14 protein-coding genes are annotated in these 13,047 nt (G+C 50.5%); all 14 read left to right on the forward strand.

What is annotated here, in order from left to right:
• Positions 1-67: 67 nt before the first annotated feature.
• Positions 68-853 (forward strand): undecaprenyl-diphosphate phosphatase, encoded by a 786-nt coding sequence (locus tag B2899_RS00340; RefSeq protein ID WP_286883171.1) that lies wholly within the window; start codon positions 68-70, stop codon positions 851-853.
• 164 nt (positions 854-1,017) lie between these two features.
• Entirely contained in the window at positions 1,018-2,292 is a 1,275-nt protein-coding gene (locus B2899_RS00345; RefSeq protein ID WP_286883174.1) for a radical SAM protein, read from the forward strand.
• A 112-nt stretch (positions 2,293-2,404) separates the two neighbouring features.
• Positions 2,405-2,605 carry a 50S ribosomal protein L31 gene (gene rpmE, locus B2899_RS00350; RefSeq protein WP_146809740.1) on the forward strand — a complete coding sequence of 67 codons (201 nt, stop codon included), beginning with the start codon at positions 2,405-2,407 and terminating at the stop codon, positions 2,603-2,605.
• Between the two features lie 108 nt (positions 2,606-2,713).
• On the forward strand, positions 2,714-3,310 hold the full coding sequence (locus tag B2899_RS00355; protein ID WP_146809739.1) for a thymidine kinase: 597 nt from the start codon (positions 2,714-2,716) through the stop codon (positions 3,308-3,310).
• A 61-nt stretch (positions 3,311-3,371) separates the two neighbouring features.
• Positions 3,372-3,899 carry a YhcN/YlaJ family sporulation lipoprotein gene (locus B2899_RS00360; RefSeq protein ID WP_286883176.1) on the forward strand — a complete coding sequence of 176 codons (528 nt, stop codon included), beginning with the start codon at positions 3,372-3,374 and terminating at the stop codon, positions 3,897-3,899.
• A 140-nt stretch (positions 3,900-4,039) separates the two neighbouring features.
• Positions 4,040-5,113: a peptide chain release factor 1 gene (gene prfA / locus B2899_RS00365; protein ID WP_146809737.1), complete on the forward strand. Its 1,074-nt coding sequence runs from the start codon at positions 4,040-4,042 to the stop codon at positions 5,111-5,113.
• 4 nt (positions 5,114-5,117) lie between these two features.
• Entirely contained in the window at positions 5,118-5,996 is an 879-nt protein-coding gene (prmC, locus tag B2899_RS00370; protein ID WP_286883179.1) for a peptide chain release factor N(5)-glutamine methyltransferase, read from the forward strand.
• A 102-nt stretch (positions 5,997-6,098) separates the two neighbouring features.
• The gene (spoIIR, locus tag B2899_RS00375; RefSeq protein ID WP_146809735.1) at positions 6,099-6,689 is read left to right on the forward strand and encodes a stage II sporulation protein R; all 591 of its coding nucleotides are present in this window, start codon (positions 6,099-6,101) and stop codon (positions 6,687-6,689) included.
• A gap of 79 nt (positions 6,690-6,768) precedes the next feature.
• Positions 6,769-8,139 (forward strand): MATE family efflux transporter, encoded by a 1,371-nt coding sequence (locus tag B2899_RS00380; RefSeq protein WP_146809734.1) that lies wholly within the window; start codon positions 6,769-6,771, stop codon positions 8,137-8,139.
• Between the two features lie 109 nt (positions 8,140-8,248).
• Positions 8,249-9,307 (forward strand): L-threonylcarbamoyladenylate synthase, encoded by a 1,059-nt coding sequence (locus tag B2899_RS00385; RefSeq protein ID WP_286883184.1) that lies wholly within the window; start codon positions 8,249-8,251, stop codon positions 9,305-9,307.
• A 227-nt stretch (positions 9,308-9,534) separates the two neighbouring features.
• Entirely contained in the window at positions 9,535-10,098 is a 564-nt protein-coding gene (locus B2899_RS00390) for a manganese efflux pump MntP family protein (protein WP_371863549.1), read from the forward strand.
• Between the two features lie 11 nt (positions 10,099-10,109).
• A complete protein-coding gene (locus tag B2899_RS00395; protein WP_286883186.1) occupies positions 10,110-10,859 on the forward strand; it encodes a ZIP family metal transporter in 750 nt (249 codons plus the stop codon).
• Between the two features lie 107 nt (positions 10,860-10,966).
• On the forward strand, positions 10,967-11,665 hold the full coding sequence (locus B2899_RS00400) for a low molecular weight protein arginine phosphatase (protein ID WP_170230215.1): 699 nt from the start codon (positions 10,967-10,969) through the stop codon (positions 11,663-11,665).
• A gap of 91 nt (positions 11,666-11,756) precedes the next feature.
• A complete protein-coding gene (locus tag B2899_RS00405; protein WP_146809729.1) occupies positions 11,757-13,046 on the forward strand; it encodes a methyl-accepting chemotaxis protein in 1,290 nt (429 codons plus the stop codon).
• The last annotated feature ends 1 nt before the right edge of the window (position 13,047 follow it).

The following is a 13,047-nucleotide window of genomic DNA, read 5'->3' on the forward strand; positions in this document are numbered from 1 at the left end:
GGATCTCATTTCCTCTTTCCTTCCCCTTCTTTCTTCGTGATTTTCACAGAAAAAAGGAGTACAAGATATGAACGAGTTTCAGGCGATAATTCTGGGGATTATCCAGGGACTAACCGAGTTTCTTCCCGTTAGCAGCACAGGGCATCTCTATCTTGGGCGACACCTGTTCGGATTGGATGAGGCCGGATTGTTTCTGGATACCATGCTTCATATCGGAACTTTGTTTGCGGTACTGGCCGTATACGGTGACGACGTGATAGCGATAGTGAAAAAGCCGTTTAACCGTTTGACCGGCTTGCTTCTGGTGGGAACTGTGCCTGCGGTAGCTGTTGGGCTGCTATTTGAAGACTTCTTTGAAGAAGTTTCCCGTACCGGCGCAACGGTAGGCCACGAATTTTTGCTGACAGGCTTCGTGCTCTGGATGGCGGATCGCTTGAAGAGTAGAGGAACGAAGCCGCTGGAGCGTATTTCTTACGGCGACGCTTTGTTCATCGGCTGCTTTCAGGCGGCGGCAATCATGCCCGCTCTCTCCCGTTCCGGTCTTACGATTGCGGCCTCCCTGTACCGGCGTATGGACCGGGAAGCGGCGGCGCGCTTTTCCTTTTTGTTGTCTCTCCCGGCCATCGGAGGCGGCGTACTTTTGCAGGGGGCGAAACTGTTTAGTGGTGAGAGTCGGGAGGTTATTGGGTTGTCTCCGCTTTTGCTTGGAACCCTTTTTTCTGCTATATTTGGCTATCTTGCTGTCCGCTGGATGATTGGGCTTCTGAAGAGCGGATCGCTAAAAGGATTTGCTGTCTATGTCTGGCTGTTAGGTCTGTTTATTCTCGGAGCTCAACTTTCTGGCGTGTTCTAATTTTTTTACATTAAGGAACAGCGACCGTATTTGCGTTCCATGTCTGGTGACCTCCTTTTTCGGCAGGTGCTTTCTTTGACTTTGTATTCCCGGTGAATTATAATGATTCGGATGTACAGCAACCAAAAGCTTGCGAACGAAGAAAGTAAGGAGCTTTGATATACATGTATCTTGTTTATGCAGACCACCGGGGAAAGCTCTACGATCATCCGGAGTTGTTTGGCCTGGGCCGAAGCGGAGAGTCGCTGATGGAAATTCTCGAAGAAGAACTCATTCCGCTGCCGGAAGGTGCCACTCTGGTCAGCCTTCCGAACTGCCATCCGGTTGGCATGGACCCGGAAACGGGGGAAATGATCCGTCTTGAGGAATATCAGGCGGTCGGTGCGCTGATGCCGCAGGGCTTTACACGTCTTATGTTACCCGGATACGTAAAAGCCGATAAAGATGAAAAATTGCCGCTTTTTGGCTATACGGCTGTCGTATGGCACAATGACGGCTTCTACGTAGCGGCAGAGCAGTCCGACGACCCGTATAAATGGAATCCGCTCAATTTCCCGGAAGATGAAAAAGAGCGTCTGGTGAAAAATGTATTGGAACAATACCCGGAAAACCGCGTGTTTAACCATCTCAGCAATTGTACGCTGGGCTATGGCTGCCTGACGGCGTCCAACACATTCTTTAACCGCTGGGAGGCGGGGCTTCCAGTGTCGTATTCCTGCAATGCGGGCTGCTACGGATGTATTTCCGAACAGCCGGACGACAGCGGATTTCCGGCGCCGCAGACCCGAATGAACTTTAAACCGACGGTGGACGAGCTTACGGAAGTTATGCTGCACCACCTAAAGACTCCCGAGTCGATTATCAGCTTCGGTCAGGGGTGCGAAGGGGAGCCGTCCACCCAGGCCGCCATTATTACACAGGCGATGCGGCGCGTACGTGAGCAGACGAAAATGGGTTTTATCAACATAAATACGAATGCCGGACTCACTGATCACATCAAAGCGATCGTGGATGCCGGACTGGATTTAATGCGCATTAGCACCATCAGCGCGATTGACGGGCACTATAACGCGTATTATCGCCCGCGCGCTTACACACTTGAGAATGTGGCGAAATCTGCGGCTTACGCCGGCAGCAAAGGGGTGTATACCTCGATTAACTATCTCGTTTTTCCGGGCGTGTTTGATCGGGAAGAAGAGATGGAAGCCATGATTGATTTTATCCGCAAGAACGGTATTCGATTGATTCAGATGCGCAACCTGAATATTGACCCGGACAGCTATCTGGCCATGATTCCGCCGGCCAAAGGCGAAGTATTCGGCATGAAGCAGGCGCTCGAAATTTATCGCCAGGAGCTGCCGGATGTGATTATCGGATCGTATACCCATATTCCGCCGGCTGCGTTCCAGGAGCTGCGCCGGAAGACGCTGGCTGTATGATTTTTTCATTAGAGATATTTGCAAAGAAAAGGCAGCCGTGCTATAATGCATTCATGTGTGTTTGAGTGTAACTCTGTTTCGTAAAGATTCAGGGCAGAAAGAGGTGAATGAAATGAGACCGGATATCCATCCTGACTACAAAGTGACAAAAGTTACTTGCGCATGCGGTAACGAATTCGAAACCGGCTCAGTGAAAGAAAACTTGCGCGTGGAGATTTGCTCCGAGTGCCATCCTTTCTTCACTGGTAAACAAAAATTTGTTGATGCTGGTGGACGTGTAGATCGTTTCAAAAAGAAATACAACATCAAGTAATATGATTGATGCAGCTAAAACAGACAGGCAGTTTCGCCTGTCTGTTTTTTAGTGCTTTTCTTGCCGCTCCTTTCAGGATAAGATGGATACGTTGGAAGGAGAGTAAACATGGCACAGCTATATTTTCGATACGGTACGATGAACAGTGGAAAGTCGGTGGAAATTCTGAAAGTGGCCCATAATTATGAAGAACAGGGAAAGCGGGTCATGATTTTTACATCGGTGCTTGATAACCGATATGGACGCGGATACGTAGCATCCCGCATCGGTTTACGACGGGAAGCGATTGCCGTGGACGAAGAAACCAACATCAAAACGGTCGTAGAGATGAATCAGGATGGTTTACCGAATTGTGTACTGGTGGATGAGGGGCAGTTCCTGCGCAGGCACCACATCCTGCAGCTTACGGAAATTGTAGATGAATTGAATATTCCCGTAATTGTATACGGGTTGAAGAATGATTTTGCCAATCATCTGTTTGAGGGCAGCGAAGCGCTTCTGCTGTACGCGGACAAACTGGAAGAAATCAAAACAATCTGCTGGTTCTGTGATCGGAAAGCCACAATGGTCCTGCGCGTCAAAGACGGCGAGCCGGTATATGAAGGCGAACAAATTCAAATCGGCGGCAATGACAGCTACATTCCCGTCTGCCGTAAATGTTACAAGCAGCCGCGAAGCATGAGCGGAAAGATTTCGCTTTCTTAATCCGGCGCATAAGCCTGCCTCCTCTTAGCACACACTATACATGAGGAGGTGGGCTTTATTCATGAGAAAAAGCGTAAGCATGGCACTGATTAGCGTCGTCCTGCTGCTGGCCGCTGGCTGTAATCCGAACAACCAGAGTGCGGCACCGCAGCGGCAGGGCGTTCAAGTAAACGAATATAATCGCACTACTCCGGAACGCACGACCCGGGTGCTGGTGGGAAGCGATTTGAATCCGAATATCGTAACCGGACGCAACGACGTGCGGGACATTCAGGCGGAAGCGGACAGCATGGCCAATGTGGCGGTGCAGGTACCGAAGGTCAAACGCGCCAGCGTTGTCATTAACGGAGCACGTGCCTATGTTGGCCTAACGCTGGCCGATACGGTGCGTAGCCCTCAGGAAGCGGCTGATATTCGGGAGAAAGTACGGCAGCGTGTTCAACAGAAGATGCCGCGCTACGATGTGCGCGTCAGCTCTGATACAGGCATCTTCAACCGCATTCAGGATATCGGCGACGGTATCCGCAGCGGCACGCCAATTAATAACTACCGCGTTCATATGAATGATTTGGATGGTAGAATAAAATAAGGAAAAACAGATGAAGAGAAGAGCGATGCCTGCAATATAAAAGCTTGGGTATTGCTCTTTTCTCTTATTTTGACTTATCTTAAGCAGTCCTATATAATTATACTGTTATGCTATGGAATTTTAAAATGAGGTGAAGAACCGTGCTACAGCGATTGGAATCGGTTGTTGAGCGGTATGAGCGATTAACGCAGCTTCTGTGCGACCCACAGGTCATGAATGATCCGCAAAAGCTGCGTGAATATTCCAAGGAACAATCGGATATTGAAGAGACGGTACAGGCGTATCGTGAATATAAAAAAACGACCCAGCAGTTGCAAGATGCTAAAGACATGTTGGAAGAGAAGCTCGACGATGAAATGCGTGAGATGGTCAAGATGGAAATTGGCGAGCTGGAAGATAAGAAGGAAGAACTGGAAGAGCGCATCCGCATCCTACTGCTGCCGAAAGACCCGAACGACGACAAGAACGTTATCATTGAAATCCGGGGTGCGGCCGGCGGTGATGAAGCAGCTCTGTTTGCATCCGACTTATTTGAGATGTACACCCGTTATGCGGCTAAGCATAAGTTTAAGGTAGAAGTCCTCGAAGCGGCTCCGACTGATATCGGCGGCTATAAAGAGATTATTTTCTCTGTGAACGGTAAAGGCGCATACAGTCGCTTGAAGTTCGAGAGTGGCGCGCACCGCGTGCAGCGTGTTCCGTCCACGGAATCCGGCGGACGCATCCATACGTCGACGGCAACAGTGGCCGTGCTTCCGGAAGCGGAAGAAGTGGAAGTAGAAGTCAATGAGAATGATATCCGCGTCGATCTGTTCTGCTCCAGCGGCGCCGGCGGACAGAGCGTGAACACGACCAAATCAGCCGTGCGTCTAACCCACGTGCCGACCGGTATCGTAGTAACCTGCCAGGACGAGAAGTCCCAGCACAAAAATAAAGACAAGGCGATGCGTGTACTGCGTGCCCGTCTGTTAGACAAGTACCAGCAGGAAGCGCATGCGGAATACGCCGATGCCCGCCGCTCCGCAGTGGGTACGGGCGATCGGAGCGAACGCATCCGGACGTACAATTTCCCACAGAGCCGTGTTACTGACCATCGAATCGGTCTGACACTGCACAAGCTCGACCAGGTATTGAACGGGGAGTTGGACGAAATCATCAATGCGCTTGTACTGCATGAGCAGGCGGAATTAATGCGCAATGCTGAAGGTGCGTAAGCGGATGAATAAAATGGCGGTACGGGAAGCTATGCAGAAGGCTTCTCGTTTTTTACGCGAAAAAGGGATCGATGATGCGGCATTTCTGGCGGAGTACGCTATTCGCCACGCGTTGGGCTGGGATCGCATCCGGTTTATCTCGGGGATGTCCCACACATTGACGGAGGAAGAATGGACGAGAATTGACGAGGTTGTCCGGCGGCGCGCAGCCGGAGAGCCGATGCAGTATATCGTCGGCACCCAGGAGTTTTATGGACTCGCTTTTGAGGTGAATCCTTCCGTTTTGATTCCACGGCCGGAAACCGAGCTGCTTGTGGAGGAGGTTTTGAAGCGGGTGAAGGAGCTTTGGCCGGAAGACGCCGCTCTTCTTGCGGCGGACATCGGTACGGGAAGCGGTGCGATTGCGGTAACGCTGGCCGCTTTTGGCGGTGAGAATTGGAAGCTGATCGCTACCGATATTGCGCAGGAGTCTCTGGATGTGGCTCATCGTAACGCGGTACGGCATCATACAGCAGATAAAATCTCATTTGTCAGGGGAGATTTATTGGAACCGCTGCTTCGTGACCAACGCAGGGTGGATGTTCTTGTGTCCAATCCGCCGTATATTCCATCGTTTGATGTTACACAGCTGGATACGCAGGTAAAAGACCATGAACCGCTTCGCGCCCTGGACGGTGGAGAGGACGGACTGGACTTTTACCGCCGGATGACGAAAGATTTGTCGCAGGTGCTGGCAGAGCGTGCGCTGCTTGGCTGGGAAGTCGGTATTCATCAGGCGGAGACCGTCCGCAGCTGGCTGGAAGATACCGGTCTTTTCTCGGAAGTATACATTGTGCACGATTTGGCCGATATCGGTCGCCATGTCATAGCTGTTCGAAGTTGAAGAGCGGTATCTCTAAATCTCTTATTCTCTAAAAATAGCAGGTTTATCCTCTCTTTTTGCTGTCCATACTGATGAACAGGGAGAGGAAAGGGGATAAGGGACATGAAAAAATATTATCTGCTCTTTTTTGCTTTATTTCTTTTACTAATGAGCTGGGAAAGCCAGAAAGAAGCGCTGGCTGTCTTTGCTGACAATATGGTGCCTGAGCAGTCGATTCGTTTGCGGATTCTCGCCAATAGCGATACCCCGGAAGATCAGCAGTTGAAGCGCCAGGTGCGCGACCGTGTAATTGAATCGGTGAAAGGATGGGCCGGGGGGGCGGAGAGCTTCGATGATGCTCGAATAGTCATCAGCAACCATCTGCCGGAGCTGCAGAGGATTGTAGATGAGACGATTAAGGAGAAGGGTTTCTCCTATGCTTCGCGCGTGGAGCTTGCGCCAACCGATTTCCCGACGAAAATGTACGGAACACAGGTGTTTCCGGCCGGACAGTACGAAGCTGTTCGGATTACCATTGGTAACGCGGAAGGAAAGAACTGGTGGTGCGTGCTGTTTCCACCGCTCTGTTTTGTGGATATTACCAATGGAGATGCGCAACAAAAGCAGGCTGATGCAGATCGGCAGAAGAAAGACGGAAATCAAATTCAAGTGCGGTTCTTTTTGGTAGAATTGTTCCATAAATTATTCACATAGTAAGGAAACTCTGTCGAAGTGGCAGGGTTTCTTCCTTTTTTTCGTGAAAATCGTGAGGAAAGAAGGAGAGGATAGAAAAATGGAAGTCAATGATAGTACAGATAACGACAAGACGGTGTGGAAAGGGCTGCTTATTTTTTTAATTCCGCTTATGTTGAGTAATGCGCTGCAATCGATCAGCGGCACCGTCAGCAGTATTATGCTGGGACGATTCATCGGAGTGAATGCGCTTGCGGCAGTGTCTGCATTCTTTCCGATGTTTTTCTTCCTTGTCTCGTTCGTTATCGGACTTGGAAGTGCAAGCTCTGTACTGATCGGGCAGGCGTACGGAGCGCAGAACTATGAACGGGTCAGAGCGGTGATGGGGACGACGCTGACAACGACGTTTTTGTTAGGAAGCCTGCTGGCGGTCATCGGCGTATTATTTGCGGAAGATATACTAGGCATGATTGGTACACCGGCCAATATTCTGGAAGATTCGGCGGCCTATGCGCGTATTTTCTTCTATGCAATTCCGATTCTGTTCCTGTATATCAGCTATACGACATTTATTCGCGGTACGGGCGATTCGAAAACGCCATTTTATTTCTTGATCATCAGCACGGCATTGACTGTCGCGCTAACACCGGTGTTGGTTCTCGGGTTATTTGGTTTTCCGGAACTTCGGATTAACGGGGCGGCCTGGGCTAACGTTATTGGTTCGCTGGTTACGTTTGTGATTTTCCTTATTTATTTGCGTCAGGCCAATCATCCGCTGCGCTTTAATCGGGAGGCACTGCGCCATTTGAAAATTGATGGCGCGATTTTTAAACTGCTGATTAAAATCGGGATTCCAACGAGCGTGCAGATGGTACTCATTTCACTGGCGACCATTGCCGTCATTTCTTTCGTCAATCGCTTTGGCTCACTGGCGACCGCGGCTTACGGTGCGGTAAATCAGGTGGCCAGCTATGTGATGATGCCTGCAATGAGTCTGGGGATGGCAGTGTCCATCTTCGGCGCCCAGGCGATTGGTGCAGGAGTGTTTGAGCGGTTGAAGAAAGTAATCCAGGCAGGAATTGTATTGAACTATATCATCGGAGGTCTATTAATAGTCCTTACGTATACGTTTGCCGGCGTCATTCTTTCTTTGTTTATCACAGAAGCGCAGACCATGGAATTGGCACATGAACTGCTGCGCATTACATTATGGAGCTACCTGATTTTTGGCCATGCGAGCGTTATGTCCGGGATTATGCGTTCAAGCGGTACTGTATTCTGGCCGACCGCCTTATCTATCGCCTCTATATGGGGAGTGGAAGTGCCGGTTGCTTATATACTGTCCCATCAAATCGGAATTGTGGGCATCTGGATCGCCTATCCGATTGCATTTACGGTTAACCTTCTTTTGCAATTCGGATATTATCAATTTTTCTGGAAAAAGCAGCGTCATACACAACTCATCCAGTAAATTATCCACAAGATATACACAACTTGTGGATATGTTGTTTATTGCAAAGGAAAGAGGGAGCAGGTATAACTAAAAAAGAGCACAATTTAGTAGAACTGAGGGTTTTTCAATGAATCAGAGAACAAAGTACTGGAATGTGGATAAGATTGTGGATGGTCTGGAAGATTATCCACAGGTCCATGAAGCCGCAGCAATAGTAAGAAATAATGGGCTGATCGCGTTTCCGACAGAAACGGTATACGGGCTTGGCGGTAACGGACTTGTGGATGAAACAGTGGAAAAAATCTATACCGCGAAAGGCCGGCCGAGTGATAATCCACTGATTCTCCACGTTGCCGACCGGGTTCAATTGAATGAATTGGTGGCCGAAATACCGTTAATGGCCGAAGCGCTTATGGAGGCATTCTGGCCGGGACCGCTGACCATTGTATTTCCGAAAAAACCGGGTGTGGCGATGCGCGCGTCCGCCGGTCTGGATACAGTGGCGATCCGTATGCCGGACCATCCGCTGGCTCTGGCATTGATTCGAGCGGCACAGCTTCCGATTGCCGCACCAAGCGCCAATCTCTCCGGACGCCCTAGTCCGACGACCGCGCAGCATGTACTCGAAGATTTGGACGGACGGATTGACGGAGTGTTGGATGGCGGTCCGACCGGCATCGGCGTAGAGTCTACGGTTGTGGATATTACGGGAGACGTGCCCATGATCCTTCGTCCGGGCGGTGTCACGGCGGAGCAAATCGTCGAGATCACGGGAGAAGTAGCAATCGATCCAGGCATTCTGGGCGAGGAGGCAGCGCCGAAATCACCGGGGATGAAGTATCGGCACTATGCGCCGAAAGGAGAGATGTGGCTGGTCCGTGGCGAGAATCCGGCCCAGATGACACAGCGCGTCCGCGAACTCGCGCGCGCTGCAGCCGATGAAGGAAAGAAAGTCGGCATTTTGGCAACCGAAGAATCCGTTCATAGCTATGACGGAGGGCATACAGTGGTCCCCTGCGGAGAGCGAAGCGATTTGATTAGCGTAGCCCGTCGTCTTTATGATGTACTGCGGCAGTTTGACCAGGCAGGCGTAGATGTAATTTTCGCTGAGACGTTTCCGGAGAGCGGCGTTGGTGCAGCTATCATGAATCGGCTTGCGAAAGCTGCAGGCAATCGCTATCTCTAATCCGCATATCCTGTATGATTGTGCATATCTTGTCTATATAGACAAACTTTGATGTTTCGACATTTGTTTGGTGGTATGGGGGTTAGATTTGCCTTGCATGAAAAAAAGGGAAGCGTCTCTTTTTTCATCTTTTCAACTTCTTTTTCCCCTGCCTCTTCCCTCACTCCGCGAACGAATGTCGATTTATCAAGTGTAAATGCACATAGACAGGAGGAATGGATGTGGGCATAGAATGGGAGGCGTTGCAGTGGGGGGAACTCATTACGTTGCTGATGATCGGGACGGCCCTCGGCATGGATGCTTTTTCGCTTGGCATTGGCATGGGGATGAGCGGCATCCGGTTGCTGACCATTTTAAAAGTGAGTTTGACTATTGGTATTTTTCATATTGTTATGCCGTTGATTGGTATTGGCCTCGGGCTGTTTCTTACTTCATATGTGGGCCATGTCGCCGCATACATCGGAGGGATGATTCTTGTCGCACTGGGGCTGCATATGCTGTGGAATGCTTTTTTTGGCGGCAAAGAGAGAAGCCCTCTGTTGAAAACAACGTTCTGGGGGCTTTTGTTATTTAGTTTTAGTGTAAGTCTGGACGCGCTCTCGGTCGGTTTCTCGTTCGGACTTTTCCGTGTTAACGTTATGCTGGCGGTATCCATCTTTGGCTTAATGGGGATGGTGCTGGCGGCGGCAGGCCTTCTGCTGGGTAGAAGGGTCGGAAGCTGGTTTGGGGAATATAGCGAAATTTTCGGGGCCGTCATTCTGCTCGGTTTCGGGATTAAATTTTTGCTGTAGGAGCCTGACCGATGATAGCGGCGGAACTTCTGTTGATTAGTGCGGGAACCGGATTGACTACGGTGGTGGGGGCGCTTATGACATTGTTTGTTGGGATGCCGGGACGTAAACTTATGGCGTTCTACCTTGGTATGTCCGCAGGTATTATGGGGCTGGTTATTCTGGCTGATCTGCTGCCGGCCGCTTTTCGCGGTGGAAAGTGGTTTGGTGTGTTGCTTGGAATTACGGGTGGATTTTTACTCTTGAAAATACTCCGCCATATAATGAGTGCGCACGGAAAACACGGGGCAGAGCACAGCGGGGAACATCGGCGTACACCGCAGGAATGGCGCGGATCCGGATGGATGATGGCGGCTGCACTGGCGTTTCATCATGTGCCGGAAGGGGTAGCGATCGGTGCGGGATTTCAGACGCATCACCATGCGGGCGTGATGATCGCGCTATCGATGTCGCTGCACAATATTCCCGAAGGAGTTGGACTGGCCGCTCCGTTTTTGCTGGGAAGTATGCGCCGACGTTCCATTCTATTGCTCGCTTTTCTTATCAGTCTTAGCATTCCGGTGGGAGCCTGGTTGAGTGGATTGTATTTTATGTCGACTCCGCAGGCCATTACTTTCGGTATGTCGTTTGCGATTGGCGCTATGGCGTATCTTGTCTGGAAAGAGCTTGGTCCGGCGGGGCTTGCCATGCACGCATTAAGCGCGCAATTAGGTATGCTGGTAAGCCTGGCAGCGATGATGCTGCTCCATCTGATGATGTAACTAATACTGGAAAAAGAAGGGCACAATAGAGTAGAATATGGTGGCTAAACTTGCAATCTCGGACAATTCCGATGACAATGAAGAAGAGTAGGAAAGGGGAGAACTTGATGCGTATTTTGTTTGTTTGCACCGGTAATACATGCCGCAGTCCGATGGCGGAGAAAATGTTGAAAAAGATTGCGGCGGACCGTGGAATCGACGTGGAAGCAAAATCCGCCGGATTGTTTGCGTCTGCAGGATCGGCTGCATCAAAGCATGCTGTCACTATTCTTGAGCGGCAGGGTATTACAGAAAAGCACTCTTCACAGGCGGTAACGGCCGAGTTGATGGAGTGGGCCGATCTTGTTATGACAATGACCGAGTCCCACAGAAATACGCTCCTGCAGCAGTTCCCTGAATTCCGGGAGAAAGTGTATACGCTGAAAGAATATACAGACACGTCGGAAGAAGCCCAGGAGCGTCTTGCGGAATTGAATCGGCTGTATGAACGGTTAGAACAGAAGCAGGAAAAGTTCATGGAAGAACATCGCGAAGAAATTCAAAAGTTGGAAGACGAGTATCAGGAGCTGTACAGCAGGCTCGAACAGGTGCGCGAGAAGCTCGATGATTGGAAAGAGCGCATTATGCAGGCGACCGTAGAAGAGCGAAATCAAATCGCCATCCTGGAAAGCCAGACTCCGAACTATGATGTAGCCGATCCGTTCGGCGGAAGTCTTTCGGAATATGAAGCATGTGCACAGGAAATAGAAGGGGCATTAAAGCGTCTCGTTGACATTTTGCAAGAAGATGCAAATTTTTCATCATAGACAAGCTAATTTGATTAATAAATAGCCCCTGTTTCATCCGATAAATAAGGATAGAAGGACTTTATCTTTTGAGGCGGCAGGGGGGAACAGCATGAATAACAAACCTACGCATTCGTTTGGTTTGGTTAAAAAGCTTGTGCTCGGCATCAGTGGGCTATCGGCTGTAACGTATGGAACAAGCGGTTTTTTCATTTTTGTTATAAGCGATTATGTAACACATATCATTCCGTACTGGTTATTTATACTGTTGACGCTGGGACTCGGCGTATTCTGGTCAGGTGTGTTCGGCTGGTTGATCGCACGCTGGATCGTAAAACCGATCGTTGAACTGGAACAGGCGGCATCCCGCGCATCTGCGGGTGATTTGCGTGTGGACATCGGGGAGTTGAAGTCGGGAGATGAGATTGCCGCGTTATCCCGCTCGTTTGCTTTGATGATCAGCAACCTGCGTGCGATGATTAACGATATTAACCAATCGTCTGAACATGCCGCGGCGAGCGTGAGTGAATTAACGGTGGCGTCGGATGAAGCCGCATTACAAATCGAACAGATTAGCGTAACGATGGATCAGATTACACAAGGCGCAGAAAATCAGGCACGCCATACAGAGGCGATGGTCGAATCGGTGGAAGCGGTGGGCGAGCTATCACGGGAAGCGGCCGAACATGCGGAAAGCTCCCGCAATCTGTCCCGACAGATGCTTACCACGCTTGCGGAAAGCGGCAAAGTGGTCGAATCGCTGGTAGAAGGTATGCATAAGCTGGCACAGGAAAATGAACAATCGATTGAGACGGTGCGCCGTTTGGAGCAAAACGCGGCACAAATCGGCAGCATTACCCGGGTCGTCAGCGAACTGGCCGATCAGACCAATTTGCTGGCGCTGAACGCAAGCATTGAAGCGGCGCGTGCAGGCGAGCACGGCAAAGGGTTTGCGGTTGTAGCCGACGAGGTGCGGCAGCTGGCTGATGAGAGCGGCAAAGCAGCTTCAAATATTACAGCGCTGATTGAACAGATGCAGCGTGAGGTAACGGGCGCAGTAAGACAAATTCAGGGACAGGTGATTATTGCGGATACGGAATCCAAGCGCGGCGAGCAGACAATGCAGGCGCTGCGCAACATTTCCAGTTCGGTGCATGAGGTCGTTGCATCCGTGGAACGAATTGCGGCACTGATTGAGCGGCAAAGCGAAAGCATGAAGGTCATGATGAAAGATGCCCGCGATGTGGCCCAGGTGGCCCATGAAACGTCACGCGGCGCGGAAATCGTTTCTCAGGCCGCGCAGGAGCAGACAGCGTTTATGGAGGAAGTGGCGGCAGCCGGACAGGTGCTGCGCACCCAGTCGGAGCAGTTGAAGGAGTACGTCTCAAAGTTCCAGTTGTAAC

It is taken from the genome of Aneurinibacillus sp. UBA3580, from assembly GCF_002375825.1.
GTDB classification, from domain to species: Bacteria; Bacillota; Bacilli; order Aneurinibacillales; family Aneurinibacillaceae; genus Aneurinibacillus; species Aneurinibacillus danicus.

Coding starts and splice junctions, on each gene's coding strand:
- B2899_RS00400 (WP_170230215.1), top strand. CDS start 10,967: ATGCGTATTTTGTTTGTTTGCACCGGTAATACATGCCGCAGTCCGATG.
- B2899_RS00405 (WP_146809729.1), top strand. CDS start 11,757: ATGAATAACAAACCTACGCATTCGTTTGGTTTGGTTAAAAAGCTTGTG.
- rpmE (WP_146809740.1), top strand. CDS start 2,405: ATGAGACCGGATATCCATCCTGACTACAAAGTGACAAAAGTTACTTGC.
- B2899_RS00360 (WP_286883176.1), top strand. CDS start 3,372: ATGAGAAAAAGCGTAAGCATGGCACTGATTAGCGTCGTCCTGCTGCTG.
- B2899_RS00385 (WP_286883184.1), top strand. CDS start 8,249: ATGAATCAGAGAACAAAGTACTGGAATGTGGATAAGATTGTGGATGGT.
- B2899_RS00395 (WP_286883186.1), top strand. CDS start 10,110: ATGATAGCGGCGGAACTTCTGTTGATTAGTGCGGGAACCGGATTGACT.
- B2899_RS00340 (WP_286883171.1), top strand. CDS start 68: ATGAACGAGTTTCAGGCGATAATTCTGGGGATTATCCAGGGACTAACC.
- B2899_RS00345 (WP_286883174.1), top strand. CDS start 1,018: ATGTATCTTGTTTATGCAGACCACCGGGGAAAGCTCTACGATCATCCG.
- B2899_RS00355 (WP_146809739.1), top strand. CDS start 2,714: ATGGCACAGCTATATTTTCGATACGGTACGATGAACAGTGGAAAGTCG.
- prmC (WP_286883179.1), top strand. CDS start 5,118: ATGAATAAAATGGCGGTACGGGAAGCTATGCAGAAGGCTTCTCGTTTT.
- B2899_RS00380 (WP_146809734.1), top strand. CDS start 6,769: ATGGAAGTCAATGATAGTACAGATAACGACAAGACGGTGTGGAAAGGG.
- spoIIR (WP_146809735.1), top strand. CDS start 6,099: ATGAAAAAATATTATCTGCTCTTTTTTGCTTTATTTCTTTTACTAATG.